Source organism: Microbacterium oxydans, from assembly GCF_000956405.1.
Lineage (GTDB): Bacteria > Actinomycetota > Actinomycetes > Actinomycetales > Microbacteriaceae > Microbacterium > Microbacterium oxydans_C.
Window position 1 is genome coordinate 200,547 of sequence record NZ_JYIV01000028.1, and the last position, 25,393, is coordinate 225,939.

Here is a 25,393-nt window from a genome sequence, read left to right on the forward strand (position 1 = left end):
CATGGATGCTGTGCGCATGCACGCGGCCTCGCCCGAATCGACCGCGATCGTCGATGCCGTGCTCGACTACTCGCGTCGCCGCATGCTCGCCGCCGACGTGCCGCTCGACAAGCCGCAGTCCGAGGCCGAGCTGAACCGCCTCGTCGGGGCGACCATCACGGATGCGGGATTGGGCGCGGCGCGGGCACTCAGCGTGTTCGAGCACGTGCTCGCCCCGGCATGCCTGACGACGAGTCACCCGCTGTACCTGTCGTTCATCCCGACGGCGCCGACCATGGCGGCCATCGCCTTCGACCTCGTCGTGTCGGCCTCCGGGCTCTACGGCGGCAGCTGGCTCGAGGGTGCCGGGGCGGTGCACGCCGAGAACGAGGTGCTGTCGTGGCTGGCGAGCGAGTTCGGGCTCCCCGATACGGCCGGTGGCGTGTTCGTGCAGGGCGGCACCATCGGGAACCTCTCGGCACTGGTCGCCGCCCGTGAGGCGGCGAAGGCTCGTCTGATCGCGGCGGGGAAGGAGCTGCCGACCCGGTGGAAGATCGTCTGCAGCGTCGAGGCGCACTCCTCGAACAAGTCGGCCGCACGCGTGATGGATGCCGATGTGCTGCTGGTGCCGGCGGGAGAAGACGGCGTGCTGCGTGCAGAGGGTGTCCGCGAGGCGCTGGCCGAGCACGGAGACGAGATCTGCGCGGTCGTCGCGACCGGGGGGTCGACCAACTTCGGCATCGTCGACGACATCGCGGGCATCGCCGCGCTCAAGGACGAGTTCGACTTCTGGCTACACATCGACGGCGCCTACGGCCTCACCGCCATGCTGGCCCCGGAGGCGCGGCACTTGTTCGCCGGCGTGGAGCGCGCCGACTCGGTCATCGTCGACCCGCACAAGTGGCTGTTCGCGCCGTTCGACTGCTGCGCCCTGATCTACCGCGACCCCGACAGCGGGCGCCGGGCGCACACGCAGCACGCCGAGTACCTCGACATCCTCACCGACGTGGATGAGTTCAGCCCCTCGGACTACTCGATCCAGCTCACCCGCCGACCGCGCGGCCTGCCGATGTGGTTCTCGGTCGCGACCTACGGCGTGACGGCGTATCGGGACGCGGTGAGTGCCGGCCTGGCGCTGACCCGACGCATCGCCGACGAGATCGCTCGACGCCCCGAGCTGAGGCTCGTGCGCAACCCGCAGCTGTCGATCGTGGTCTTCGAACGCGAAGGGTGGGAGCGTGCCGACTACGACCGGTGGTCGGCTGCCCTGCTGGACTCGCAGCGTGCCTTCGTGGTGCCCAGCTCCCACGCCGGGCGGCCGAACACGCGCTTCGCGATCCTGAATCCGCTCACCACGTTCGAAGACCTCGTAGGCATCCTCGACACGATGAAGTAGCGAAGAGGGTGCTGCTTCGAATCGCGCACACGGTTCCAGATCCTCACGGAATGCAACGATTTGCGCGATTCGAAGTGCCGCAGGTGGCTTCAGCGAGCCATTCCGGCGGTGAGACGGTGCAGGCCGTACTCGAAGGCGCGGTCGACGTCGCCGCCGAGGCGGAACGCCCCGGACAGCTCCATCTGCAGGAAGCCGGTGGCCCACGCCGTGAAGAAGCGCGCGGCGTCGAGGGCGTCTTCCTCCCCGACCAGGGCGGAGGCGGCGCGGATCAGGGGCGCGGCCGACCGTTCGAGGGCATCGTGCGGGGCCGCGATCGTGAACATGAGGCGGAAGCCCTCCGGATGCCGGTGAGCGAAGGCGCGGTAGGCGTGCGCGAGCGCGCCGATGTCGTCGCCCGCGGCTTCGAGACGTGCGGTGAGCGCGTCGATCGAGGCCGCGGCGACGGCGGAATGCAGTGCGTCACGGTCTCGCACGCGCTTGTACAGCGAGGGGGCGCGGACCCCCACCCGTTCTGCGACGGCCTGCATCGTGAGCCCGGAGGGACCGGCGACCTCGAGGATCTCCCGCCCGGCGGCGACGATCTCCTCGGCGGATGTGCGTTCGGGCGTCGGCATCGATCCTCCTTGTGACGGCTGCTGACAGCCATGGCTATTGACATTAGCCATGATAGCTACGTATCGTAGCCATCGCAATCAGCCCGAGAGGATCAGCCATGAAGCTCGCACCGCACCTGCACCGACTGGGCAACGACATCGTCGCCTCCTACCTCATCGATCTGCCGGAGGGGATCACGCTGATCGACGCCGGTCTCCCCGGACACTGGCACGATCTGCAGCGCGAGCTCTCGACGATCGGGCGCCCGCTGTCCGATATCCGCGGTCTCGTGTTGACGCACGGTGACGGCGACCACATCGGCTTCGCCGAGCGGCTGCGGAAGGAGATCGGGGTACCGGTGTTCATCCACGAGGCGGACGCTCACCGGGTGCGCACGGGCGAGAAGCCCAAGACCCCCATGGGGCCGGCCAAGATCGGACCGACGCTCGGGTTCCTCTCGTACGGACTCCGCAAGAACGCGCTGCGCACGCCGCACGTGTCGGTCGTGACCGAGGTGGCAGACGGCGAGGTGCTCGACCTGCCGGGCGCGCCGGTCGTGCTCGGGATGCCCGGCCACTCGCCGGGGAGCATCGCGGTGCACGTCCCCGCCGTCGACGCGGTGTTCGTCGGCGATGCTCTGACGACCCGTCACGTGCTCACCGGTCGCACCGGCGCCCAACCCGCACCGTTCACCGACGAGCCCGCGGAGGCACTGGCCTCGCTCGACCGTCTCGCCGCCCTGTCGGCGTCGTGGGTGCTGCCGGGTCACGGTGCGCCCTGGCACGGTTCCCCCTCCGACATCGCCGCGGCGGTCCGCGCCTCCGCCTGAAGTCCGCGGGCGTAGCGGGGGTCAGCGCGCCGCGAGCACCGTCGCCGTGTCGCTCATCGTGATCTGCGGCGGATAGAGGCTCATCACCTGCAGGGCGGCGGCGTGATTCTCCGCGGTCGAACCGGCACAGGCGTCGGTCGCTATGGTCACGTGTGCGCCCGCGTCGGCGGCGGCCAGCGCGGTCGAGATCACGCAGCAGTCGGTCGAGACGCCCGCGAGCACGACGTGCCCGCCGCGTCCGATGATCCGCTCGAGCTCCGGACCCCACTTGCCGAACGTCGGCAGGTCGATGCTCGGATGCGGCGAGAGCGTCTCGGCGTCGGGGACGAGGGCGAACAGGGGATCGCTCGGAGGCTGGTCCGCGAAGGGCCAGGCGTCGAAGTATGCACCCCACGATGTCGTCCGGTCGGCGGTCGGCAGCCACCGGGTCACGAGGACGCGGTCACCGAATGCGTCGGCCAGGGCGCGGATGCGAGGCATCACCTCGGGGAAGAACGGCGATCCCCAGGCGGAATCGGACGCGGCGAAGATGGTCTGCGGATCGATCACCACGAGCCAGGTGTCGGTGGACGCTGACGCATTCACTCGGCCTCCTGCTGCCGGATCCTCGCCGCCCTCGCGAACCAGGTCACGAGGAACGAGAGCACCAGCGCGAAGAACACCCCGAGGTTCGCGTAGGCCCACTCGCCGTCCCTGCCGCCGATGAGGAACAGCAGGTAGCCTTGCCAGTTGTTCCACGCCGCGTCCTCGGCGAAGTTGTTCACGACCAGGCCCCACCCGATCACGCTCGCGACCACCAGAGTGATGATCGAGGTCCAGTCCCAGGCGCCGTAGCGCCCGCGCTGGTCGAAGAGTGCCTCCTCGTCGTAGTCCTTCCGGCGGCGCAGGATATCGGCGATCAGGATGCCGGCCCACGAGGCGAGGGGTACGCCGAGGGTGATCAGGAAGCTCTGGAACGGTCCGAGGAAGTCGGTCGCGAAGAACACCACGAAGATCGTGCCGATCGTGAGGATGACCCCGTCGATCGCCGCGGCGGACGGGCGGGGGATCCTGATGCCGAGGCTGAGCAGCGTGAGCCCGGAGGAGTAGATGCCCAGCACCGCGCCCGAGACGAGGGCGAGCACCGCGGTGAGCAGGAACGGCACGAGCACCCACACCGGCAGGATCGAGGCGAGCGCGCCGATGGGGTCGGCCGCGATCGCGTTCATGAGGCCTTCGTCGGAGGCGCCCAGCAGCAACCCGAACACCACGAGGATCACGGGGGCGACCGATCCGCCGATCGTGTTCCAGGCGACGATCGCCCCGTCCGATGCGGTGCGCTTCTGGTAGCGCGACCAGTCGGCGGCGATGTTGATCCAGCCGAGGCCGAACCCGGTCATCACCATGACGAGCGCGCCGATCACCTGGCCGATGCCGCCATCGGGGCGGGCCAGCACGGCCGCGAGGTCGATCCGGGGAGCGGCGAGCGCGATGTAGAGCACGGTCACGACGCCGGTGATCCACGTCAGCACCGACTGCAGCTTCATGATGGTGTGGTAGCCGAGCACGGATGCCGTCACGATCAGCGCCGCGACGATCACGGTGGCGACGATCTTGAGCGCGATGCTGTCGCCGTCGCCTCCGAGCTGCGTGATCACGGTGGCAGTGGCGAGCACGGCCATGATCGCGAGGAACGTCTCCCAGCCGATCGAGGTGAGCCACGAGACGATGCCTGGCACCTTCTGGCCCTGCACGCCGAATGCCGCGCGCGACAGCACCATGGTGGGTGCAGAGCCGCGTTTTCCGGCGATGGCGATGAGCCCGCAGAGCAGGAACGACACCACGATGCCGATGACCGAGACCAGGGTCGCCTGCCAGAAGGAGATGCCGAAACCGAGCACGAACGACCCGTACGACATGCCGAAGACCGATACGTTCGCGGCGAACCACGGCCAGAAGAGGTCGCGCGGCTTCGCTGTCCGCTCGGATTCGGGGATGATCTCGATGCCCGCGCGCTCGATGAGGGCCGGCTTGATGTCCGTCATGCTCACATCCTGGCACTGCCGGGGCGGTCCCAGGCGGGTTTCGGGTGCGGCGGCTCCGCCGAGGAGTTCAGCCGGCGAAGAAGGCCTGCGCGGTGCGGGTCAGATCGTGCAGGTCGGAGACCCCTGCCAGCTCCCGCGCGGAATGCATAGACAGGATGGGGATGCCCACGTCGACCGTGCGGATGCCGAGCCGGGTCGCCGTGATCGGGCCGATGGTCGAGCCGCACGGCACGCTGTTGTTGGACACGAACTCCTGCGTCGTGACGCCTGCGCGCTCGCACCAGGAACGCCATGACGCCGTGCCGATCGCATCCGTGGCGTAGCGCTGGTTGGCGTTGATCTTCAGGATCGGTCCTGATCCGAGCACCGGCTGCACCACGGGGTCGTGCTTGGCGGCGTAGTTCGGGTGCACCGAGTGACCGACGTCGCTCGACAGGCACCACGACGACGCGTAGGCCTGGCGGCGGGCGGATCCGTCGGCGCCGAGGCCCGCGTACACGCGTTCGAGCACGTCTTCGAGGAAGGGGCCGGCCGCGCCGGAGCGCGACTCCGAGCCCAGTTCCTCGTGGTCGAAGGCGGCGAGCACCGCGATGGGTGCTCCGGCTGCCGGGGTGTGCGCCTCGAGGGCGACCACGCCGGCGTGCACCGAGGCGAGGTCGTCGAGGCGTCCCGACGCGAAGAAGGCGTTGTCCTTGCCGAACACCGTTCCGCGGGCGGAGTCGGCGATCACCACGTCGTAGCCGCGGATGTCGGAGGCCGAGACCCCGGCGGACGAGGCCAGCTCGGCGAGGATGTCGGCCTCGGTCGGGTCGCCGAGTCCCCACACCGGCTGCGTCTCGGTCTGCTTGTCGAGCGCGAGGCCGTTGTTCACGCCGCGGTCGAGGTGGATCGCCAGCTGCGGCAGACGCAGCAGAGCTCCGGTGTCCGCCAGCACGACGCGGCCATCGGCCAGTGCCAGTCGCCCGGCGAGGCGCAGCTCGCGGTCGAGCCACGAGTTCAGCAGCGGGCCGCCGTACACCTCGACGGCAGCCTGCAGCCAGCCCCGCGACCCCGTCGTCGGCTGTGGCTTGAGCTTGAAGCCGGGGGAGTCGGTGTGCGCGCCGAAGATCTGCACGGGCGTCGTCGCCGCAGCATCCTCGGGGACGACCCAGGCGATCGTCGCCCCGTCGCGCACGACGACGAAGCGTCCACCGGTCGTCGGCCAGGCCTCTTCTTCGCGTAGGCGGGTGAACCCCGAGGCTTCCAGCCGTCGAGCGACCTCTGCTGCCGCGTGATAGCTCGACGGGGAGGCGGCGACGAAGTCGGCGAGGTCCTCGGCGTGGGCGAGGGCGGCGGGGGTGACGGGCATGTCGTGACCTTCCTGGAGAGCGCGGTCCTTCGAGCGTAGTCGGGCTGTCCGTGCGTCCTCCACGGCAGCGGTCGTCGGCTGCGCTGTTTCCCGGCCGTTCATCCCGGCGGGTTAGGGTGGTCCCGATAGCGCCTAGGGTTCCGGGGTTCGCGCCCGTCTGGTCCGAGCGGCGCCACGGCCCTCCTCCGCAGGAGAGCCGTCATCTGACAGGACAAAAGCCCGGAGGACCCTGTTCGTCGCGCCGTGCGCCGGACGGAAGGGTCTGTTCGTGTCTCCTCTCGCCTTCGTCCTCGTCTTCGGCGCAGCCATCGCCCACGCGGCGTGGAACATCATCGCGCACGGCATCAGCAGAGCGGGCGCGCCGTTCCTCTGGTGGGGCGCCGTCGCCAGCACCGCCGTGTGGATCGGGGCAGTACCCTTCACGGGCGGTCTCGGTGCCGACGACCTGTGGTCGTTCGCTCTCGGTGTCGTCGTCTCGTCTGTGCTCCATGTCGGCTACATGGCTGTGCTCCAGCGGGGCTATCGCGAGGGCAACCTCTCCACGGTGTATGCGACGGCCCGCGGCACCGGGCCCTTCCTCTCGGTGATCGTGGCCATCCTGCTGCTGGGTGAGCGACCGTCGGTCCTCGCCCTGATCGGGGTGGCGGCCGTGATCGCAGGTGTCGTGGCCATCGGACTCGTCGATCGGGGGAGGGGCTCGGGTACGCGCCGGATAGATCCCGGGATCGTCTTCGGCCTGCTCACCGGCGTCGCGATCGCCGTCTACACGATCTGGGATGCGCACGCGGTGCGCACGTGGAACCTCTCGCCGGTCGCGTTCATGGTCGGCACCACGCTGCTGCAGGTGCCGTTCTATTCGATCGCGGTGCGTCGACGCTGGGACGCGGTCTGGGCGCTCTGGCGCACGCAGTGGCGTCGCATACTCGCCTTCGGCATCCTGTCCCCGCTGTCGTACATCCTGGTGCTGACCGCGATCCAGATCGCCCCGGTGGCGCTGGTGGCGCCCCTCCGCGAGGTGAGCGTCGTGCTGGTGAGCCTGTTCGGGGTGTTCGTGCTGCGGGAGTCGCGCGGGGGCTGGCGGATCGCGGCATCGCTCGTCGTGGTGACGGGGATCGTCCTCCTCGCTGTGTGAGCCGTCGAACGCCGGCCCGACGGGAGGCGTCGAGCGTATTCCGGAATGCTACGAAAGCAGCTCTGAACAGGACTGTTCCGGCCCCGCAATGTCGGTGGTCGGGTGTGGGATGGGCGTATGAACCCCCTCGCGGAAGCTCTGGATCGGGTCGTCGCCGATCTCGACGCCGTGCTGTCCGCTGGACAGCTCGCCGGGCTCGACGATGCCGCGCGGCTGGATGTGCTCCGCGGCGCGGGCGAGGCTCTTCGTCGCGTGGAGGCCGGGCCGATCCTGCAGGCGGGCGATCGGATCGGGGCGGAGGATCGGATCGCGGCCGACGCTGCGCTGGCCGATCTGGCACGCGGACTCCGCGAGGCGGACGGGGACGCCGAAGCTGGAGGACCGCCCGCCACCCCTGACGACCTCCGGCAGTACGCGACGCTGCTCGCGCAGCTGCTCGATCCGGATGGTGCCGAGCCGACAGACGCGAAGGCGCGGAATCGGCGATTCCTCACCATCGGGCGCCTGCGCAACGGGGTGCATCCGCTCCGGGGCAACCTCCTTCCCGACGTGGCCGCTCAACTGCAGCTCATCATCGACGCTCAGAACAATCCGAAGGTACGAGCCAACCCGGAGACGCGGGGCAGTCCGAGGACCGACGGTCCGACAGAGCCGGGCGTGACATTCCGGTCGGAGAGTGAGCGATCGGGCGATGGAGCCGAGTCCGGTGCAGACGTCGCCGAGGTCGATCCGTGGAACTCCGACCCGCGCAACGTGATCGAACAGCGCACCGCCGCGCAGAAACGGCACGACGCCATGGCGGCAGCACTGGCGATCGCCGCGCGTCACGAGGACATGCCCCGACTGGCCGGAGCATCCCCGACGCTCGTGGTGCACGCCGACGCGAACGACCTCGTCTCGGGCACCGGGTGGGCGACCGTGGTCGGTTCGCAGTCGCCGGTGCCGATCGGGGTCGCGACCCAGGCCGCGTGCACGGGCGCCATTCAGCGGGTGCTGTTCGGCGACGGCGGATCGTCGGCACGACCGTCATCGATCGGGTGTTCACGGTCCACCAGCGCCGCGCGATCATCGCTCGAGATGGAGAGTGCCTGATCCCGGGGTGTCATGTGCCGGCGTCATGGTGCGAGATCCATCACGTCGTCGAGCACGCCAGGGGAGGGTCGACCGATACGGACAACGGCGTGCCCCTGTGCTGGTGGCATCATCGTTCGCTGGACCGATCAGGGTGGGAGATCCGGATGGCGGGAGGTGCCCCGCAGGTCCGCGGCCCGGCGTGGTGGGATCCCGAGCGTCGCTGGCGTGTTCCGCGGCGGCGCGTGATCAGCGGAAGCTGACGAGTCCGGCGTGTGCGGCCGTCACGAGGATCTGCACGCGGTCGCGCAGATGCCACTTCGACATCATGCGTCCGAGGTGGGCCTTCACCGTGCCCTCGGAGACGATGAGCGCCTTCGCGATCTCCGCATTCGACATCCCCTGTGCGAGGCAGTGCAGCACCTCGACCTCGCGCTCGGTGAGCGGTTCGAGGGCGGCGGCGTCGGCGGCGACAGGGGTCGAATCTCGGACGTGTTTGATCAGCATCGAGGCGATCCGCGGCGACAGCGAGCTGGCACCGCTGTGCACCTCGCGCACACCGGTGACGATGTCCTCCGCGCTGGAGTCCTTGAGCAGGTAGCCGGACGCCCCGGCGCTCAGCATGGGGAGCACGGTGTCGCTCCCGTCGAGCGTGGTGACAGCGAGCACGCGCACATGCGGCCACCGCTCGGCGATGACTCCCGTCGCCTCGATGCCGTCCATCTCGGGCATCTGCACGTCCATCATCACGACGTCGGGCTGTTCGCGCTCGACAGTCGCGATCGCCTCGAGACCGTCCTCTGCCTGCGCGATCACGCTGATCTCCGGGTCGCGCGAAACGAAGTGCGACAACGCCGAACGGACGAGGGGATCGTCATCGACGATCACGACACGGATTTCCTGCATAGGGGGAAGCCTAACGGCGCGAGCACCTCATGGACGGCATGTAGACCTTTGGCCAAAAAGGTCTGGACCTGAGACAGATGTGCGCCGCTTCCATCGCCGAGAAGATGAATACAGACATCGACAAACGACTACATAATGGAGGTGAACGTAATGACTTTCTGGCAGCAGGTTGGCAAGTTTTTTGGTCTCGTCCGCTAGCGTACCTGGCGAATAGGAGATAGTGAACCATGGCCTTCGACCAGTCACCCCGGCGATCTGCGGATTCGTTCCGGTTGGGTCGAGGCGAGAAGCTCAGCGCGATCGAGCGGATCGTCGTCCTGGTCATCGTCTCCATCACCATCGCCACCGACGTCATAGGTTTCTTCACCACACCGGGGGTCAACCCGGTAGCCCTTCTGGTGAGCGTCGCATGCACCGCAGCGTTCGCTCTCTATCTCTGGAATCCGCTCGTCGCCACATGCGCCCTCGGCGTCGTGTTCGCGGCATCGTTTCTCGTGGGAACCGAGTCCCAGGTTCTGACCGCCGCCGCTGTCGCGGCAGGGCTCGTCATGAGACTGGGGTGGACCTCCCTGATCCTGTCGTACACCGGTGCGTTCCTCATCGCTGCAGCTCTCGTCGCCAACGGCGTTGCTGACTCCGGTGTGAACGTCGGTCTCTTCCTCATCTTCGCCACGGTGGCCGGAGCCGTCGGGTTCGCCCTTCGGCTGGCCTTCGCCCGTGGCAGCCGTCTCGAGCGCGAGCTCGAAGAGCGGGCCGAACAGGAACGACAGGCAGTGCTCGCCGAGCGGCGTTGGATCGCCGGTGAGTTGCACGACAGCATCGCGCACCACCTCACGGTGGTGTCGCTGCACGTGCAGATGCTCGAAGACCCCGCGATGAGCACCGACTCTCGGGAGGCGATCCGTGTCGCCGCCCGCAAGGCGATGACCGACCTCCGCTTCGTGATCGAACTGGCCGACGACGGCCCGCAGTCGTCGACCGTGCAGACGGGTGACCTCGCGGCGGCCGTCGACGAGGCACAGAGCGAGTTCGAAGCAGCGGGCCACTCCGTGGCCAGAGTGGGCGATCCGAGCGACGAACGCATCCCGCGTGCCGTCGAGATCGTCCTCGCGCGCATCGTGCGCGAGTCGGCCACCAACATCCTCAAATACGCAGGACCCGGCGAGGTGCTGATCGACCTTGCCGTGAACGATGAGGTCGCGCACCTCACGCTGCGCAGCCCGCTCCCGACGACGCCGCGCCGGGAGCTTTCATCGAGCCGAACGGGTCTCGGCCGCATGGCGGAGCGCGTGATGGGCGCGAGCGGCGAGTTCAGCGCCGGCGAAGTCGACGGGTTCTGGGTCGTGTCGGCCCGACTTCCGGTCGTCTGATGCTCTAGAGTGTGTGAGCACCCTCTCCACGATCCGCGAGAACCTAGACGAAGGTCTAGCGAAGTCTCGACGTTCGACACTGTGGAACGAGTTGCAGTCGGCCATATTCTGAGGTTTCCCCAGATAAAGCGTCCCCAGCGCTGCGATCGCGAGCGCGGTCTTTCTGGCTTCTGAAACACTTTGCGCGCTCGCGATCGCCTTCTGCGTTAACGGCCCTTCCCGCGGCCTCCCGCACGTCGGTTCGTGCGCCTGACTACCCGCCCACGGCGCGCATGTAGTGGCCATCGGTGGAGATCCCCGATGCTGCGACGGTGAATCGCACGACCTCGCTCAGGTACCGGTCCTCCGAGGCCTCGAAGATCCGCCCGTCCGCGTCACGCGAGGTGCGGGTGAGGCGCAGGATGGGTGTCCCGCGCGGCACGCGCAGCAGCGCCGCGTCCTGGTCGTCGGCGGCGACCGCGTCGATCACGTGCTGGAGGGTGACGATGGGGTGTCCGACGGACGAGAGGTACTCCGTGATCGAGACCTCATCCAGATTCACGTCGAACAGTCTCCGCCCCGCGACCTCCGTGTAGTTGAGGCGCTCCAGCATCGTGGGGCGCCCATCGAGCAGCCGCAGTCGGACCACACTGACGATCGTGTCGGCGGCGTCGACACCGAGCGCGGCTCCGAGCTCACCGGCCCGACGGAGGCTCAGCTCTTGCGTCTGCGCCCCCGGTGCGACCCCCAGTTCGCGCGCCCAGCGGGTGAACGGCACCGACACGTCGACGGCCTGACTGGCCTTCCTTGCCACGACCCGCGCCGGCCGGCCGCGGCTCGTCTCGATCAGGCCCTCGCCTCGCAACGCGGCCAGCGCGTTGCGGATCGGGCCTCGGGATGTGTGCCACTTCTCGGCGAGGTCCGCTTCGGTGGGAACGTCATCGCCGGGGCGCAGGGTGCCGGCGGCGATCTGGGCGCGCAGGTCGTCGGCGATCTGGGTGTACACAGCTTCGGCCACATAGGTACATTACTTGGTCACTCCGAACCGCGCTGGCCCGTTCGGGGAGTGTTCACTCAAGCGAATCCCCGGTAAACGAGGTCTGAACTCTTCCGAGTTAGGTATATATCTGCTTCCGCCACCTGCCAGAGTCTTCCGTGGATCACCCCACACACCCTGAAAGGTCCTCATGAAGCTTCGCGCTCTCCCCGCCCTTGCCGGCGTCGCGCTCCTCGCCCTCGGCCTCGCCGCCTGTTCCGGCTCCGCTGACGCCTCCGGCACCCCCGGCGCCGACGCGTCGTCCTCCGCCAGCGGATTCGCAGTCGACGAGAACACGCTCGTCTTCGGCGTGGTTCCCGACTCGGTCGACACCGAGACGAACTACCAGCCGCTCATGGACTACATCGCCGAGGTCACCGGCAAGACGGTCGAGTACCACGAGTCCACCGACTACGCCGCGCTCATCGAGGCTGCGGTCGCCGGCAAGGTCGACGTCGCCTCGTTCTCGGGCTTCACCTACGTCACGGCCACCAACAACGGCGCCAAGCTCACCCCGATCTCCTCGATCGTCACGGAAGAGGGCCAGGAACCCGGCTACTTCTCGCAGGCGATCGTCCCCGCGGGCAGCGACATCAAGAGCATCGAGGACTTCAAGGGCAAGAAGGTCTGCTTCGTCGACCCGTCCTCCACCTCGGGCTACCTGTTCCCGACCTACAACCTGCTGAAGGCCGGCATCGACCCCAAGACCGACATCACGCCCGTGTTCGCGGGCAAGCACGACGTCAGCGTCACCAAGGTCGGCGAGGGGGTCGAGTGCGAGGCGGGCTTCGCCGAGGACTCTGAGGTGGAGAAGTCGGACAAGGTGAAGGTCATCGACGAGACGATGGTTCCCGGCGCGCCGCTGGTCTACTCGTCCACGCTGCCGGACGACGTCTCGAAGAAGCTCATCGACGGCCTCTCCGAGATCACGATCGACGACATCATCGCCGCCGGCATCGACGGAGCGGACACCGACGCGTTCCGCAGCGTCTTCTACGCCACGAAGCCGGTCGACGACGCCTACTACGACCTGATCCGCGACATCTGCAAGGAGACCGAAGCGGAGCAGTGCCAGGGCTGAGCCCGGCCTGACCCCTTCGCCTCACCCGGCGCCCTCCGGCTCGTCCGCCTCCCCGCGGGCGGGCCGGAGGGCACCACCGCACGACCCACGACACACAGGAGCTACGACATGACCGCCTCGGCATCCGACGCCCTCATCCGCCTCGACGGCGTGACGAAGACCTTCGGGACCACCACTGCACTGAAGGATGCCTCCCTCGAGGTGTCCCGCGGCGAGATCGTCGTGCTCCTCGGCCTCTCCGGCTCGGGGAAGTCCACCCTGCTGCGCCACCTCGACGGGCTCGAGATCCCCACTGCCGGCTCGGTGGAGGTGCTGGGATCGCAGGTGCCGGCCCTGAAGGGCAGGGCGCTGCGCGACCTCCGCAGTCGTGTCGGATTCATCTTCCAGCAGTTCGAGCTGGTTCCCTCTCTCACGGTGCTCGAGAACGTGCTCACCGGGTCGCTCTCGGGCGTGCGCGGTCCCCGACTCGGCCTCTGGGGATACCCCCGCGCGTCGAAGCTCACCGCACTCGAACACCTCGACCGCGTCGGCCTGCTCGACCGTGCCTACCAGCGCAGCGACACGCTCTCGGGCGGACAGCAGCAGCGCGTGGCCATCGCCAGAGCGCTCATGCAGAAGCCGGCGATCCTGCTGGCCGACGAGCCGGTGGCCTCGCTCGATCCGGAGTCGAGCGAACAGGTGATGGCCCTCATCCGCGAGATCGCCGCCGACGAGGGACTCACGGTCGTGTGCAGCCTGCACCAGGTCGATCTCGCGATCTCCTGGGCCGACCGCATCGTGGGTCTGCGCCACGGCGAAGTGGTGCTCGACACTCCGACCGGTGACCTCACCAAGGCCGAGGTCATGGAGATCTACGGGCGCGTCGCCACCACGACCGCCGAGATCCGTGCCGTGCAGGAAGAGCTCGTCGAGGCGGCTGCGCAGGTGGCCGCGTCATGACCGCGTTGGACGCATCCACGAATGCCCTCACTCGCGGCGGCGGGATCCCTCGGGGCGGCGGACCCGGCGTCGCCGACCGCGCCCCCAAGCGCCCGGTCTCGCCGGAACGGATCGCGGCGACCCTGACGCTCTTCGCGCTCGTGGTGCTCGGCATCCTCGCGGTGCGCGACGTCGACATCTCGATCCCGGCGATGGTGCAGAGCTGGGGCAACGCCGAGAACTTCATGGCTCGCGTCGGCGGCCTCACTTTCCCCGCCCCCGGAGACCTCGCCTGGCTGATCGCCCTCACGGTGGGCCTCGTGCTCGTGGGGACGCTGCTCGCCGCCGTGCTCTCCGTGCCGATCGCGTACCTCGCCGCCTCCAACACCACGCCAGGCAACGGGTGGCGTGCCGTCGCGCGGTTCATCGGCGTCCTCACCCGCGCCCTCCCCGATGTCGTGCTCGCCATGGCGTTCGTGCTGATGTTCTCGCTCGGCACGCTTCCGGGAATCCTGGCCATCGGCATCCACTCCATCGGCATGATCTCGAAGATGTTCGCCGACGCGATCGAGCAGATCGACGAAGGGCCGCGTCTCGCCATCCGTGCGGCAGGCGGATCGAAGATGCAGGAGTTCACGTCGGGCATCCTGCCGCAGGTGCTGCCCAGCTGGGTGGCCACCGTGCTGCACCGCAACGACATCAACCTGCGCGGCAGCGTGGTGCTCGGCTACGTCGGCGTGGCAGGCCTCGGCCTCGAGATGTCGTACGCGTTCAAGTCACTCAACTACGGCAAGGGCCTCGGCATCGCCCTCGTGATCTTCATCCTGTGCGTGGCGATGGAGATCGTCTCGAGCATGGTGCGCGGAGCGATGCTCGGCGAGCAGAAGCACACCCGCTCCTGGATCGACCGGATCCTGCATCCACGCCTCGGTACGCACGCGGCGTCCACCCAGGTCGAGCGCCCGGCCTGGGCGACCAGCCCGGAGACCGCCGTGCGCCGCCCCTGGACGGCGCAGCGCATCCGGCACACCACCGCCGGCGTCGTCGCCGTGCTCGTCGTGATCGGCAGCGTGCTCGTCAGCCAGATCAACTGGATGGACCTCATCACGTTCTGGGCCAAGCTGCCCGAGGTTGCGGCGCGCTTCTGGCCCCCCTCGTTCGGCAACTACGATGCGAGCGCCATGTTCCAGGCGATGCGCGAGACCGTCGCGATCGCTCTCGCCGCGACCGTGCTCACCCTGCTCCCGTCGCTGCTGCTCGGCTCTCTCGCCGCGCGCAACGTCGCGCCGAACCCCGGAGCCAGAGGGACCGCACGACTGCTGCTCGTCGGTATCCGCGGCATCCCCGAGCTGATCCTCGCGATCGTGCTCGTCGTCATCACCGGTCTCGGGGCGCAGGCGGGCGTCATCGCGCTCGCCATCGGCGGGATCGGGCTGCTCGGCAAGCTCATCGCCGACTCGTTCGAAGAGGTGGATCGCGGACCGGAGCGCGCACTGCGAGCGGTCGGTGCGACACGGCTGCAGACCTACGCCTCGGCGACCATGCCGCAGGGCATGCAGGCTCTCATCGGGCACAGCTTCTACATGCTCGACACGAACATCCGTGCCGCGACCATCCTCGGCATCGTCGGCGGAGGCGGGGTCGGCTACTACCTGCTCAATGCCAGCCAGGGTTCCCGCTACGAGACAGTGACGGCGATCGTGCTGATGATCCTCGCCACCGTGCTCGTGGTCGAAGGTCTCGCCATGTGGATGCGGAAGGTGTTCCGATGAACCGCCCTCTCGACACGGCGGATGTGGTCGTCGTCGGTTCCGGCATCGTCGGCCTCGGCGCGGCATACGCGGCGGTTCGGCGCGGGCTGCGCGTGATCGTCGTCGACCGCACCGCAGCACCAGTCGGTGCGACGATCCGCAACTTCGGACACCTCTGCATCGGCGCGCAGGGCGGCGAGGCGCGGCGCTATGCCGACCTGTCGCGCGACCTGTGGCTGCGTCTCTCGCAGGATGCGGGATTCTGGCTGCGAGAGTCGGGCACGCTGGTGGCCGCCAGACACGATGACGAGCTCGCCGTGCTGGAGACGGCATCCCGTGAGGGCGGCATCCGCATGCTCGAAGCCGCGGAACTCCTGAGGTCGGCCCCGCTCCGTGCCGAGGGGATCGTCGGAGGTGCGCACATCGAGACCGATCTGCAGACGCATCCACGCACCGCGGCGGACGCGATCGTGCGCCACCTGGTCGCCTTGGGCGTCGACTTCCGCTTCCGCACCGCGGTGACCGCTGTGGGGGCGGAGCGGGTGGAGACGTCGCGCGGGCCGATCGCCTGCGGGAGCGTCGTCGTCGCCGTGAACCATGACATCGACCAGCTGCTCCCGGAGGTCGCCGAGAGGCACGGGGTGGTGCGGTGCGCGCTCGACATGATGCGGGCGGCGGTGTCGTTCCCGCGTCCGCTCGCGGCGCCCCTGCTCACCGGCTGGTCGCTGGTGCGCTACGGCCGGTTCTCGGACGGCCCCGAGGCCCGTGCGCTGCGCGAGCGTCTGCACGCCGAGCGGCCCGATCTCGCCGCGATCGACCTCAACCAGATGTACACGCAGCTCCCCGACGGCACGCTCATCATCGGAGACTCGCACGCCACGGCGGTCGCCCCGGCGCCGTTCCAACCCGAAGCCGCGTTCACCGCGTTCCTCGACGAGGCCGAGGCGCTGTTCGACGCACCGGCACCGCGTGTGATCGAGCGCTGGCAGGGCGTGTACGCGAAGGGTCCGCGGGACTTCCTGATCGACCGGGGTGACGACGGTGTGCTGGTGCTCGCCGCGACGACCGGCATCGGGATGACCACGGGCCTCGGACTCGCCGAAGAGAACCTCGCCGCAGCCTTCGGGTGGGCGGCAGCAATGGAAGGAACATCATGACCACTCCTCTCGAACTCGTCGTTCTCGACATGGCAGGGACCACGGTGCTCGACGACGGCGTCGTGGAGCAGGCCTTCCAGCGTGCGGCCGAGCGCACGGGCGTCGCCGACCGGATGCCGTGGGACGAGGCGCTCGACCATGTGCGCGTGACCATGGGGCAGTCGAAGATCGATGTCTTCACGCACCTCTCCGGCGGAGACGCCGAGGCCGCAGCACGTGCCACGGCCGCCTTCGAGGGTGCGTACGCCGAGATCGTCGCGGAGCAGGGCGTCTCCGAGATCCCCGGGGCCGCCGATGCGATCCAGGGGTTGAAGGACGCCGGGCTGAAGGTCGCGCTCACCACCGGCTTCGCCCCGGTGACCCGAGACGCCCTGCTCGACGGACTCGGTTGGCACGACCTCGTCGATCTCGCCCTGTCGCCGATCGATGCCGGACGGGGGCGCCCTGCGCCCGACCTCGTGCTCATGGCGCTCCTGCGCACGGAGACCTCGTCCGTGCAGGCGGTCGCGGTCGCCGGCGATACAGTCAGCGATGTCCGGTCCGGCCGTCGAGCCGGTGCCGGATACGTCGCGGGCGTGCTCACCGGCGCGCACGATCGTCCGGCGCTGAGCGCTGCCGGGGCGGATGCCGTGCTCAGCGATGTGACCGCGCTGCGGGGTGCGTTGGGCCAGCGCGAACTGCTCCCCCTCGTCGCCGCCTCCTGAGAGACCGTGACATGGGAACGATGCTGATCCGTCCGCCCGGCCACCGGAGAGACGTCGCGCTGCGCCCGGCAGCCACCGCGATGGTCTGGGTGGGCGAGGGCCATCCGCACGAGACGATCGCCGTGCCGGGAGTGGCTCTCGCGGACGGGGACGCACTCGTGGCGGTCGAGATGTCGACCATCTGCGGTTCCGATGTGCACACGGTGCAGGGGAGGCGCTCCGCCCCGACGCCCCTGGTGCTCGGGCATGAGAGCGTCGGCCGGGTGATCGCCACCGGAGACACCGGGGCGCGGACCGTCGACGGCACCCCGTTGCGGATCGGCGATCGCGTGGTCTGGTCGGTGACCGTGTCGTGTGCGAGCTGCGACCGCTGTCTGCGAGGGCTGCCGCAGAAGTGTCGTGAGCTGGGGAAGTACGGGCACGACCGCGTCGGGGCCCACGGCGACCTCACCGGAGCGTTCGCGAGCCACGTGCAGCTGCGGGAGGGGACGGCGATCGTCCGGGTTCCCGAAGCGCTCCCCGCTGCGGTGCTCGCCCCCGCCTCGTGCGCCACGGCGACCGCCTGGGCCGCGGTCGCTCGAGCGGCGAAGGACCACGACCTCGACGGCGCCTCCGTGCGGATCCACGGCGCGGGTCTGGTCGGGCTGTCCGCCGCAGCCATCGCCGCCGAACAGGGAGCGATCGTCGAGGTGCGGGACCCGAACGCCGATCGACGCGCCCTGGCCGCACGGTTCGGAGCGACGCGCATCGACAGGGACCCCGATGTCGTGATCGAGGCGTCGGGGCATGCGGTGCAGGAAGCACTCGCCGGCGTGGCGGTCGGCGGGACGGTCGTGCTCGTCGGGAGCGTGTTCCCTGCGGACCCGGTGCCTTTCGACGCCGAGAGCATCGTGCGCCGGCTGGTCACCGTCGCGGGCATCCACAACTACACGGGAGCAGAGCTGGCGGAGGCCGTGGCGTTCCTCGCCGGTCGAGGCCGCGCCTATCCCTTCGCCGACGCCGTGGGGGTGGTGCGGCCGCTCGCCGAGATCGATGCGGCACTGCTCGAGGCCGCCACGGCGCACGCGCCCCTGCGGATCGGACTCGTCCCGAGCCAGTGAGCCCGCTGCCCGTGGGGCCTATGCCCGCAAGCCCGCGGTGGCCGGTGAGGCGTCGGACTCAGGTCGTACGAGGGTCCTCGCCGAGGTCTTCCCGACCGCGCCGCGGACCCGCGGGCCGCAGTCCTTCGGCGTGGAAGGCCAGCAGGCTGATGGCCGCATCGACGGTCGCCGCGAGCACCTCCTCCGGGTCGCCGACCAGTGCGAGTCGGCGGTGGCCCACGTCATCGGCCGTGGCCCAGCCCAGGTAGACGGTTCCCGCGGGATGTCCGCCCTGGGGCTCGGGGCCGCCCACGCCGGTGGTCGACACGGCGAGGTCGACGTCGAACAGGGTCCGCGCCCCGGCGGCGAGCTGCTCGGCGCAGGCGGCAGAGCAGGGATCCGTTCCCGGGGTCAGCCCCAGGACCCGCTCCTTCACGTCGGTGAAGTAGGCCACGATCCCTCCCGCGAACCACCCGGAGGCACCCTCACCGGCGCCGATCGTGTCCGCGAGCATCCCGGAGGTCAGGGACTCGGCCACTCCGATGCGGAGCTCCCGCTCGGAGGAGAGCTCACTCAACCGCACGATGTGGCTGTGCGTATCCGTGTCGTGGGGGTCGAGAGCGGTCACCGGGACGAGCGTCCCTTCTCGAGTGTCATCGCTCTTCGCTCTCGTCGTAGTCGGGACGCGGCGGCTGCAGCGGCTGGTCCGAGTACTCCCCGCCAGCGCGCCCGCCGTACGGGCGTCCGTGGTCGGCGAACTCGTCACGCGCGAACACCAGGGTCCACGGACCCGCCGTGAAGTGCGCGCCCGTGCGCAGCGTCTCGGAGTTCTCGTCCGCATGCGTCGCGTCCACGCCGAGGCTCGCGTTCGTCTCGCCCTCGCCGTGCAGAGTCAGCACATACTCGTCGCGGTCGTCGTGCGTGATCGTCGCGTGCACCGGATCCGTATCGGCCAGGCGCAGCTCGTTTCCCGCCGCGGAACCGACCCTGACGACGTCGTCTTCGAGCGCGAATTCGGTGCGCTCGTCGTCCCTGGTGATCCGCAGACGGGGGTTTCCCGCGCCCCATGACGCGTGCGTGGTACCGGGGGTGTTGCCCTCGTCCGGGCGGTCATCGATGTGTCGATCGTTCATGGCAGTGCTCTCCTCAAGGGTCGACTGGGTCGAGATTATGCGCGCGTCGAGATCTCGCCGAGGGGGTTGACTTCGCTGCGGCGACTCGGCATCAGATCCGCCAACCGAGGGACTGTGTGGCCGTCGGCTGTTTGGGGAACAATGGGTCGCAGCCGTCGTCCCCCCCCCACGACAGAGGAGTACCGCATGGGAAAGTTCGTCTACGAAGGCAGCGTGAAGACCGAGATCGAGGACCGAGCGCTCACCCACCTGCAGCTCGTCATCACCGCCAAGCTGCGCCGTGGTGAGCCCTTCCCGTTCAGCTGGAAGGAAGACACCAGCGTGGGCGGCGGACGCACCACGGTGTGGATCCAGCCCGGCAGCGCCCTGGTCTTCAAGTACTTCGGCAGCCGTCAGCCCTCCATCAACCGTGCGTGGATCGAGGCACTCGCCTTCACCGCGAACGCGCCGAGCGGGCTGTACCTCGTGCCCGAGCCCGCGGAATCGGGCTCGGAGCCGGGAACCGAGGAGGTGCCCGTCACCCCTCCGGTCTGATCATCGGGATGCCCCGCACGCGCCGCGGACCTGTCAACCCCCGTGACGCGAGGGCAGTCGTCGGGGAGAGTCGCTCATACGACGACACGTTCCACGAGACGAGGAGGATCGCCATGACCGACGACACCACCGACCCCCGGCACGCGCATCGCGAGGACGGATTCCCCGAGCAGCACCAGGACCAGCCTGGCCTGACGGAACATACCCGACCGGAACCCGACCACGGCGAGCAGACCTACGTCGGCCACGGCCGTCTGGAAGGCCGTCGCGCCCTGATCACGGGCGGCGACTCGGGCATCGGCCGTGCCGTCGCGATCGCGTTCGCCCGTGAAGGTGCAGACGTCGCCATCGCACATCTGCCCGAGGAACAGGACGACGCAGAGGACACGCTCGCCCTGGTCCGCGAGACCGGCCGCACCGGAGTGGGTTTCGCGGGAGACCTTCGCGACGAGACATTCGCGACCGAGATCGTCGCGAAGACGAGGAGCGAGCTGGGCGGGCTCGACGTGCTCGTGCTCAACGCGGGCTACCAGCACGACATCGACGGCTTCGCGTCGCTGGAGACCGAGCGGATGCGCCGGGTCTTCGACACGAACCTGGCCGGCCTGCTGTTCTCGGCGCGAGCGGCCTACCCCGACCTCGAACCCGGTGCGAGCATCATCGTGACCGCGTCGGTGCAGGCTTACAACCCCTCGCCGGGTCTGATCGACTACGCCATGACCAAGGCGGCACAGGTGGCGTTCGTGAAGGCGCTCGCCGAGGAGGCGGGGCCGAAGGGGATCCGAGTCAACGCCGTGGCCCCCGGTCCGATCTGGACACCGTTGATCCCCGCGACGGGCTGGGACGCCGAGCGCCTGGCGACTTTCGGTGCGGACACCCCGCTCGGGCGTGCAGGGCAACCCGCGGAACTCGCCGGAGCGTATGTGTACCTGGCGTCGGACGAGTCCTCGTACACGTCGGGATCCGTCATCGCGGTCACGGGCGGCAAGCACCTCTGATCCGCGCGAGACCCCGTCGAGACCCATCGTCGTCGCCGAGACCCACGCGTCGCTGCGCATTCGACGGTGGGTCTCGACAGGCACGATGGGTCTCGACGCCGGGCTGAAGCAGGGGCGCCGCCTAAGCTTGTCTGGTGCAGAAGCCCGCCGCGTCCGGTCCCCTCGTGGGGGTCGCACTCGTCATCGGCTCCTGCCTCTCGCTGCCCTTCGGCGCCGCTGTCGCAGCCCAGCTGTTCCCGCTGCTCGGACCGTGGGGTGTGACCTCGCTGCGGGTGGCGATCGCAGCGGTGCTGCTCGTCGTGATCGTGCGCCCGCGTCCGGGGAAGTGGACGCGCCCGCAGTGGCTCGCTGCTGTGCTCTTCGGCGTCTCGCTCGCCGCGATGAACGGATTCTTCTACGCCGCGATCGATCGCATCCCGCTGGGCCCCGCCGTCGCGATCGAGTTCCTCGGACCGCTCGTGCTCGCCGCTCTGCTCACCCGGAAGCTGAGGGATTTCGCCTGGGTCGCCGTCGCGCTGCTCGGCATGATCGTCCTCGGCATCGACGGCCTGATCGGAGCCGAGCCGCTCGATCCGCTCGGGGTCGTGTTCATCCTCATCGCCGCCGCCTTCTGGGCGATGTACATCCGGATGAGCGCCCGCGTCGGCGCGCTCATCCCCGGCAGCAGCGGGCTGGCGATGGGGCTCGTGGTCGCGGCCGTGCTCCTGATCCCGGTCGGCATCCCCGCCGCGTCGACCGTGGCGATGGACCCGCAGCTCCTGCTGCTCGCGGCCATCACCGCGGTGCTCTCGTCGGTCATCCCGTACAGCTTCGAGCTCGCCGCGCTGCGGCGGCTTCCGCAGCGGGTCTTCGGGGTGCTGCTGAGTCTGGAGCCCGCCTTCGCCACTCTCGCCGGGTGGCTCATCCTCGGACAGGACGCGACGCCGTTGCGCATGCTCGCCATCGCTCTCGTGATCGCCGCGAGCGTCGGCACCACGCTCGGCGTGCGGAGGGACCGCCGAGACGGCGGCCCCTCCGGTCCCTTCACCGCGCCGATACCGCTGCCCGACTGACAGCGGGCGTCGGCAGCGGGAAGCGGCGGCGCAGGATGACGCGCTGCGCGAGCGTCCAGACCACCGTGACCGTGAGGTACAGCGCGGCGGCGAGAGGCACGAACGCGGCGAAGACAGCGGTCAGGTAGTGCATCGCCGAGACGACGCGCAGCATCGCGGGAGAGTTGAGTGGCGAGTCGTCGCCCTCGACCGGCGTCGGACGGAACACGCGGCGGGTGACTTCGGCGACCGCGACCATGATCGCCAGCAGCACCCCGAACACCAGGAACGTGGCGGGTGCGGCCGTACCGCCGAAGAGCGCGGAGACCAGGCTCGTGCCCAACGGGGCGCCGAACAGGTCGTGGGCGAGGAGCTCGTTCGGATGCCCGGCGATCTCGGGGCGCAGGAACAGCGTATAGAGGATGCCGACCACCGGCGCTTGCGCCAGCACCGGGAGCATCCCTGCGAACGGCGACGTGTTCTCGGCCTTGTACAGCGCTAATGTCTCCTTCTGCAGGCGCTCGGGGTTCTTCTTGTGGCGACGCTGCAGCTCACGCAGCTTCGGGGCGAGGCGCGCTCTGGTCTGCTCGGCCTTGGCCTGGGAGATGCCGACGGGGATGAGCAGCGCCCGCACGAGCAGGGTGACGAGCACCACGGCGAGAGCAGCCGCCGAGGCGCCGGCGAGAGGGGTGAGGAGGTCGGAGAGCCCGGTCATGGCGCCGTATGCGGCGTCGAGGAGGGCGGCGAGTGGGGGGAAGGCGAAGATGTCCAATGGGGTGTCCGTTCATGGTGTCGGGAAGGGTCGGCGAAGGCCGCGCGGTCCCGTCGTGTGAACGGACTACGCGGCGATCGCGACTCCCGGCGCCCGCGGGCGCGGATGCCCAGCGGCATCAGGATCGCTCTGTGTGAGGAGGGTTCCCACGTCGATGGCCCGCAACGGATGCGGGGAGCCGGCCGCGGTCTCGGGGCGCACGCTCAACACGATGGCGAGCGTGAGGGCGGTCACGGCGAGCAGCGCGATCGCGAGGCCGAGAGCCGTCGCATCGGGCATCGAGACCAGGCCGAGTGCGGTCGCGACGAAGCTCAGCATCTGCCCGAACCACTCGCTCATGCCCGCACCCCTTCCTGCGACGAGGGTATCACCGGGGTCTGGGTGGCGTTCGAATCGCGCAACTGGTTCCATCCGGGCGCCGGATACGACCAGTTGCGCGATTCGAACGCGGCCCCGGGGTCTCCCGCGGGCGTAACTTCGAAGCATGAGTGACCTTCGCGCCCTGCTCGGGATCGAGCACCCGATCATCCTCGGTCCGTTCGGCGGGCTCTCCTCGACCGCGCTCACCACCGCCGTCAGCAACGCGGGCGGGCTGGGGTCGTTCGGACTCTACGGTTACGACGGCGACCGCATCCGTGCGACCGGGGCAGAGCTGCGTGCTCTGACCGACCGGCCCTACGCCGTGAACGTCTGGCTTCCGACCGGGGACGAGGTCGAGCCCAACCCGCAGCACTCCGTGTTCGCCCAGGCGCTGCAGCCGTTCTACGAAGCCGTGGGCGTGGACGTCCCCGCCCGGCCGGAGCGCTACACCCCGACGCTGGACGAACAGCTCGAGGCGATCTGGGAGATCGAGCCCGCCGTGCTCAGCGTGGTGTTCGGCGTGCCCTCGGACGATGTGGTCGAGGAGGCGCATCGCCGCGGCATCCTCATCGTCGGCACGGCGACCACGGTGGCTGAGGCCGTCGCGCTCGAGGCAGCGGGCGTGGACGCCGTGGTCGCGAGCGGCGCCGAGGCCGCGGGTCATCGGGTCTCATTCCTGCGTTCAGCGGAGGAGTCGCTGGTCGGGACGTTCGCGCTGGTGCCGCAGATGGTCGACGCGGTTGGGGTGCCCGTGATCGCGGCGGGAGGTGTCGCCGATCGTCGCGGGGTGGCAGCGGCGTTCGCGCTGGGCGCGGCGGGAGTGCAGGTGGGGACGGCGTTCCTCGCCACCGCGGAGTCGGCCGCGACGTCGGCGCACCGCGACGCGATCCGTTCTACTGCCGCCGACGAGACCGTGCTCACGCGTGCCATGAGCGGGCGCCTGGCTCGTGGGGCGCGCAACCGCGTCGTGCGCGCCATCGAGGCGAGCGGCACGATCGCTCCCTTCCCGATGCAGAACTGGCTGACCGGACGCTTCCGCACCGCGGCAGGGGAGCAGAACCTGGGCGCGCTGCAGTCGCTGTGGATGGGGCAGGCGGCTCCTCTCGTGCGCCACGACTCCGCGTCCGAGGTACTCGCCGAGCTCGTGGCGGGGCTCCCGTCTGCACGGTGACCAGCGCTTGTTCCTAGATCGCGGGCTGCACCGAACTGTGGACGAATGACCGACGCCTGGCAGCGGGCTCCCACGGGCTCGCGGTCGACATCCTGAGCGACCGCGACTGAACCTCGCTGTCCTGGAAGATCGGGCTAGAGGATCACGGTGGACTTGCCGTGCACGATCACGCGGTCTTCGGCGTGCCACTGCACGGCACGGGCGAGCACCAGACGCTCGACGTCGGCACCGCGGCTCTGCAGCTCGGCGGCCGACTCGGAGTGGGTGACGCGCGTGACGTCCTGTTCGATGATCGGCCCCTCGTCGAGGTCGGCCGTCGCGTAGTGCGCTGTCGCACCGATCAGCTTGACGCCACGGTCCTTGGCGCGGGCATACGGGTTCGCGCCGATGAACGCGGGCAGGAACGAGTGGTGGATGTTGATGACCGGAGCTTCGAGGCGCGTGATGAAGTCGTCGGTGAGGATCTGCATGTAGCGGGCGAGCACGACGAGGTCGACGTTCCCGCGCAGCAGCTCGAGCTGGCGCTCCTCCATCGCGGCCTTGTCGCCGGAGGGGATGTGGACGAACGGCACGCCGAACGAGCGCACGGCCTCGGCCAGGTCGGGGTGGTTGGACACGACCATGGTGATGTCGATGTCGAGCTGTCCGCGCTGTGTGCGCCACAGCAGCTCCATGAGGCAGTGGTCGTACTTCGAGACGAAGATCGCGACGCGCTTGCGGCGGGCCACGTCGTGCAGCGACCACTCCATGCCGAAGCGCTCGGCGACGGCCGCGATGTCGGCTTCGAGTGCCGGGCGCGCCGCTGCCAGACCGTCGAGGTGGATGACCGTGCGCTGGAAGAAGCGTCCGCCCTCGGAGTCGGTCGAGTGCTGGTCGAGCGAGATGATGTTCGCGCCGTGCTGAGCGAGCACGCCGGCGACGGCGGCGACGATGCCGGGCTGGTCGTCGCAGGCGATGAGCAGGCGGGCGGTATCGGGCTGAGACATGGGGGCTCCTCGAGGGTGTGCATCGATTCTGCCGTGGATGCGCCGAGCGGGCGA

Annotated in this window: 27 protein-coding genes; 16 read left to right on the forward strand and 11 right to left on the reverse strand. The window is 69.4% G+C overall.

The window, feature by feature from the left end; all coding sequences use genetic code 11:
- The first annotated feature begins 1 nt into the window (after position 1).
- Complete coding sequence (locus RN51_RS13485; protein ID WP_197073260.1) at positions 2-1,375, forward strand: pyridoxal phosphate-dependent decarboxylase family protein; 1,374 nt, start codon at positions 2-4, stop codon at positions 1,373-1,375.
- Positions 1,376-1,464: 89 nt separating this feature from the next.
- Here the strand turns inward: RN51_RS13485 and RN51_RS13490 are convergent, their stop codons facing one another.
- Positions 1,465-1,989, reverse strand: coding sequence for a TetR/AcrR family transcriptional regulator (locus RN51_RS13490; protein ID WP_045264561.1), 525 nt, complete (start codon positions 1,987-1,989; stop codon positions 1,465-1,467).
- Positions 1,990-2,087: 98 nt separating this feature from the next.
- On the opposite strand from RN51_RS13490, the gene RN51_RS13495 reads away from it, so the two are divergent.
- A complete protein-coding gene (locus RN51_RS13495; RefSeq protein WP_045264562.1) occupies positions 2,088-2,798 on the forward strand; it encodes an MBL fold metallo-hydrolase in 711 nt (236 codons plus the stop codon).
- A gap of 21 nt (positions 2,799-2,819) precedes the next feature.
- On the opposite strand, the gene RN51_RS13500 is transcribed toward RN51_RS13495, so the two are convergent.
- The 3 genes from RN51_RS13500 to RN51_RS13510 all read right to left on the reverse strand — a co-directional run bounded on the left by RN51_RS13500 (position 2,820) and on the right by RN51_RS13510 (position 6,170).
- The gene (locus RN51_RS13500; protein ID WP_045264563.1) at positions 2,820-3,383 is read right to left on the reverse strand and encodes a cysteine hydrolase family protein; all 564 of its coding nucleotides are present in this window, start codon (positions 3,381-3,383) and stop codon (positions 2,820-2,822) included.
- Complete coding sequence (locus RN51_RS13505; RefSeq protein ID WP_045264564.1) at positions 3,380-4,822, reverse strand: purine-cytosine permease family protein; 1,443 nt, start codon at positions 4,820-4,822, stop codon at positions 3,380-3,382. Before RN51_RS13505 ends, RN51_RS13500 begins: the two co-directional genes overlap by 4 nt.
- A 67-nt stretch (positions 4,823-4,889) precedes the next feature.
- A complete protein-coding gene (locus RN51_RS13510; protein ID WP_045264565.1) occupies positions 4,890-6,170 on the reverse strand; it encodes a M18 family aminopeptidase in 1,281 nt (426 codons plus the stop codon).
- A 268-nt stretch (positions 6,171-6,438) separates the two neighbouring features.
- Here RN51_RS13510 and RN51_RS13515 point away from each other — a divergent pair, with 268 nt between their 5' ends.
- The 3 genes from RN51_RS13515 to RN51_RS18745 all read left to right on the forward strand — a co-directional run bounded on the left by RN51_RS13515 (position 6,439) and on the right by RN51_RS18745 (position 8,636).
- A complete protein-coding gene (locus RN51_RS13515; RefSeq protein WP_045264566.1) occupies positions 6,439-7,302 on the forward strand; it encodes an EamA family transporter in 864 nt (287 codons plus the stop codon).
- A 117-nt stretch (positions 7,303-7,419) separates the two neighbouring features.
- Positions 7,420-8,394, forward strand: coding sequence for a DUF222 domain-containing protein (locus RN51_RS18740; protein ID WP_045264567.1), 975 nt, complete (start codon positions 7,420-7,422; stop codon positions 8,392-8,394).
- Between the two features lie 14 nt (positions 8,395-8,408).
- Positions 8,409-8,636, forward strand: coding sequence for an HNH endonuclease (locus RN51_RS18745; RefSeq protein ID WP_231579301.1), 228 nt, complete (start codon positions 8,409-8,411; stop codon positions 8,634-8,636).
- Here the strand turns inward: RN51_RS18745 and RN51_RS13525 are convergent.
- Positions 8,623-9,279 carry a response regulator gene (locus RN51_RS13525; RefSeq protein WP_231579302.1) on the reverse strand — a complete coding sequence of 219 codons (657 nt, stop codon included), beginning with the start codon at positions 9,277-9,279 and terminating at the stop codon, positions 8,623-8,625. The genes RN51_RS18745 and RN51_RS13525 overlap by 14 nt on opposite strands.
- Before the next feature lie 227 nt (positions 9,280-9,506).
- On the opposite strand from RN51_RS13525, the gene RN51_RS13530 reads away from it, so the two are divergent.
- On the forward strand, positions 9,507-10,649 hold the full coding sequence (locus tag RN51_RS13530) for a sensor histidine kinase (protein ID WP_045264568.1): 1,143 nt from the start codon (positions 9,507-9,509) through the stop codon (positions 10,647-10,649).
- A gap of 253 nt (positions 10,650-10,902) precedes the next feature.
- Here RN51_RS13530 and RN51_RS13535 read toward each other — a convergent pair whose 3' ends face one another.
- Entirely contained in the window at positions 10,903-11,646 is a 744-nt protein-coding gene (locus RN51_RS13535) for a GntR family transcriptional regulator (RefSeq protein ID WP_045264569.1), read from the reverse strand.
- 169 nt (positions 11,647-11,815) lie between these two features.
- Between RN51_RS13535 and RN51_RS13540 the strand changes: the two genes are divergently transcribed.
- The 6 genes from RN51_RS13540 to RN51_RS13565 all read left to right on the forward strand — a co-directional run bounded on the left by RN51_RS13540 (position 11,816) and on the right by RN51_RS13565 (position 18,375).
- The gene (locus RN51_RS13540; RefSeq protein ID WP_045264570.1) at positions 11,816-12,745 is read left to right on the forward strand and encodes a phosphate/phosphite/phosphonate ABC transporter substrate-binding protein; all 930 of its coding nucleotides are present in this window, start codon (positions 11,816-11,818) and stop codon (positions 12,743-12,745) included.
- Between the two features lie 108 nt (positions 12,746-12,853).
- Positions 12,854-13,684, forward strand: a complete 831-nt coding sequence (gene phnC / locus RN51_RS13545; RefSeq protein WP_045264571.1) for a phosphonate ABC transporter ATP-binding protein — start codon at positions 12,854-12,856, stop codon at positions 13,682-13,684.
- Entirely contained in the window at positions 13,681-15,435 is a 1,755-nt protein-coding gene (phnE, locus tag RN51_RS13550) for a phosphonate ABC transporter, permease protein PhnE (RefSeq protein ID WP_052674727.1), read from the forward strand. The genes phnC and phnE overlap by 4 nt, the downstream gene beginning before the upstream one ends.
- The gene (locus tag RN51_RS13555; RefSeq protein WP_045264572.1) at positions 15,432-16,571 is read left to right on the forward strand and encodes a TIGR03364 family FAD-dependent oxidoreductase; all 1,140 of its coding nucleotides are present in this window, start codon (positions 15,432-15,434) and stop codon (positions 16,569-16,571) included. Before phnE ends, RN51_RS13555 begins: the two co-directional genes overlap by 4 nt.
- Positions 16,568-17,275: a phosphonatase-like hydrolase gene (locus RN51_RS13560; protein ID WP_045264573.1), complete on the forward strand. Its 708-nt coding sequence runs from the start codon at positions 16,568-16,570 to the stop codon at positions 17,273-17,275. Before RN51_RS13555 ends, RN51_RS13560 begins: the two co-directional genes overlap by 4 nt.
- Positions 17,276-17,286: 11 nt before the next feature.
- Entirely contained in the window at positions 17,287-18,375 is a 1,089-nt protein-coding gene (locus tag RN51_RS13565; protein WP_045264574.1) for an alcohol dehydrogenase catalytic domain-containing protein, read from the forward strand.
- 58 nt (positions 18,376-18,433) lie between these two features.
- Here the strand turns inward: RN51_RS13565 and RN51_RS13570 are convergent, their stop codons facing one another.
- Positions 18,434-18,982 carry a CinA family protein gene (locus tag RN51_RS13570; RefSeq protein ID WP_045264575.1) on the reverse strand — a complete coding sequence of 183 codons (549 nt, stop codon included), beginning with the start codon at positions 18,980-18,982 and terminating at the stop codon, positions 18,434-18,436.
- 25 nt (positions 18,983-19,007) lie between these two features.
- Positions 19,008-19,487, reverse strand: a complete 480-nt coding sequence (locus RN51_RS13575) for a hypothetical protein (protein ID WP_045264576.1) — start codon at positions 19,485-19,487, stop codon at positions 19,008-19,010.
- Positions 19,488-19,673: 186 nt separating this feature from the next.
- On the opposite strand from RN51_RS13575, the gene RN51_RS13580 reads away from it, so the two are divergent.
- The 3 genes from RN51_RS13580 to RN51_RS13590 all read left to right on the forward strand — a co-directional run bounded on the left by RN51_RS13580 (position 19,674) and on the right by RN51_RS13590 (position 22,071).
- The gene (locus RN51_RS13580) at positions 19,674-20,021 is read left to right on the forward strand and encodes a hypothetical protein (protein ID WP_045264577.1); all 348 of its coding nucleotides are present in this window, start codon (positions 19,674-19,676) and stop codon (positions 20,019-20,021) included.
- Between the two features lie 113 nt (positions 20,022-20,134).
- A complete protein-coding gene (locus RN51_RS13585) occupies positions 20,135-21,019 on the forward strand; it encodes an SDR family oxidoreductase (protein ID WP_045264578.1) in 885 nt (294 codons plus the stop codon).
- A 134-nt stretch (positions 21,020-21,153) separates the two neighbouring features.
- Positions 21,154-22,071 (forward strand): EamA family transporter, encoded by a 918-nt coding sequence (locus RN51_RS13590; protein WP_045264579.1) that lies wholly within the window; start codon positions 21,154-21,156, stop codon positions 22,069-22,071.
- On the opposite strand, the gene RN51_RS13595 is transcribed toward RN51_RS13590, so the two are convergent.
- Positions 22,043-22,822 carry a YidC/Oxa1 family membrane protein insertase gene (locus RN51_RS13595; RefSeq protein ID WP_045264580.1) on the reverse strand — a complete coding sequence of 260 codons (780 nt, stop codon included), beginning with the start codon at positions 22,820-22,822 and terminating at the stop codon, positions 22,043-22,045. The two genes, RN51_RS13590 and RN51_RS13595, sit on opposite strands and share 29 nt — an antisense overlap.
- 66 nt (positions 22,823-22,888) lie before the next feature.
- Positions 22,889-23,161, reverse strand: a complete 273-nt coding sequence (locus RN51_RS13600; RefSeq protein ID WP_045264581.1) for a DUF6412 domain-containing protein — start codon at positions 23,159-23,161, stop codon at positions 22,889-22,891.
- A gap of 145 nt (positions 23,162-23,306) precedes the next feature.
- On the opposite strand from RN51_RS13600, the gene RN51_RS13605 reads away from it, so the two are divergent.
- Complete coding sequence (locus RN51_RS13605; protein ID WP_045264582.1) at positions 23,307-24,353, forward strand: NAD(P)H-dependent flavin oxidoreductase; 1,047 nt, start codon at positions 23,307-23,309, stop codon at positions 24,351-24,353.
- 134 nt (positions 24,354-24,487) lie between these two features.
- Here RN51_RS13605 and purU read toward each other — a convergent pair whose 3' ends face one another.
- On the reverse strand, positions 24,488-25,339 hold the full coding sequence (gene purU / locus RN51_RS13610) for a formyltetrahydrofolate deformylase (protein WP_045264583.1): 852 nt from the start codon (positions 25,337-25,339) through the stop codon (positions 24,488-24,490).
- Between the last annotated feature and the right edge of the window lie 54 nt (positions 25,340-25,393).

Coding starts and splice junctions, on each gene's coding strand:
- RN51_RS13585 (WP_045264578.1), top strand. CDS start 20,135: ATGACCGACGACACCACCGACCCCCGGCACGCGCATCGCGAGGACGGA.
- RN51_RS13605 (WP_045264582.1), top strand. CDS start 23,307: ATGAGTGACCTTCGCGCCCTGCTCGGGATCGAGCACCCGATCATCCTC.
- RN51_RS13575 (WP_045264576.1), bottom strand. CDS start 19,487: ATGAACGATCGACACATCGATGACCGCCCGGACGAGGGCAACACCCCC.
- RN51_RS13525 (WP_231579302.1), bottom strand. CDS start 9,279: ATGCAGGAAATCCGTGTCGTGATCGTCGATGACGATCCCCTCGTCCGT.
- RN51_RS13600 (WP_045264581.1), bottom strand. CDS start 23,161: ATGAGCGAGTGGTTCGGGCAGATGCTGAGCTTCGTCGCGACCGCACTC.
- purU (WP_045264583.1), bottom strand. CDS start 25,339: ATGTCTCAGCCCGATACCGCCCGCCTGCTCATCGCCTGCGACGACCAG.
- RN51_RS13580 (WP_045264577.1), top strand. CDS start 19,674: ATGGGAAAGTTCGTCTACGAAGGCAGCGTGAAGACCGAGATCGAGGAC.
- RN51_RS13560 (WP_045264573.1), top strand. CDS start 16,568: ATGACCACTCCTCTCGAACTCGTCGTTCTCGACATGGCAGGGACCACG.
- RN51_RS13555 (WP_045264572.1), top strand. CDS start 15,432: ATGAACCGCCCTCTCGACACGGCGGATGTGGTCGTCGTCGGTTCCGGC.
- RN51_RS13490 (WP_045264561.1), bottom strand. CDS start 1,989: ATGCCGACGCCCGAACGCACATCCGCCGAGGAGATCGTCGCCGCCGGG.
- RN51_RS13495 (WP_045264562.1), top strand. CDS start 2,088: ATGAAGCTCGCACCGCACCTGCACCGACTGGGCAACGACATCGTCGCC.
- RN51_RS13485 (WP_197073260.1), top strand. CDS start 2: ATGGATGCTGTGCGCATGCACGCGGCCTCGCCCGAATCGACCGCGATC.
- RN51_RS13565 (WP_045264574.1), top strand. CDS start 17,287: ATGGGAACGATGCTGATCCGTCCGCCCGGCCACCGGAGAGACGTCGCG.
- RN51_RS13540 (WP_045264570.1), top strand. CDS start 11,816: ATGAAGCTTCGCGCTCTCCCCGCCCTTGCCGGCGTCGCGCTCCTCGCC.
- phnE (WP_052674727.1), top strand. CDS start 13,681: ATGACCGCGTTGGACGCATCCACGAATGCCCTCACTCGCGGCGGCGGG.
- RN51_RS13530 (WP_045264568.1), top strand. CDS start 9,507: ATGGCCTTCGACCAGTCACCCCGGCGATCTGCGGATTCGTTCCGGTTG.
- RN51_RS13505 (WP_045264564.1), bottom strand. CDS start 4,822: ATGACGGACATCAAGCCGGCCCTCATCGAGCGCGCGGGCATCGAGATC.
- RN51_RS18740 (WP_045264567.1), top strand. CDS start 7,420: ATGAACCCCCTCGCGGAAGCTCTGGATCGGGTCGTCGCCGATCTCGAC.
- RN51_RS13510 (WP_045264565.1), bottom strand. CDS start 6,170: ATGCCCGTCACCCCCGCCGCCCTCGCCCACGCCGAGGACCTCGCCGAC.
- phnC (WP_045264571.1), top strand. CDS start 12,854: ATGACCGCCTCGGCATCCGACGCCCTCATCCGCCTCGACGGCGTGACG.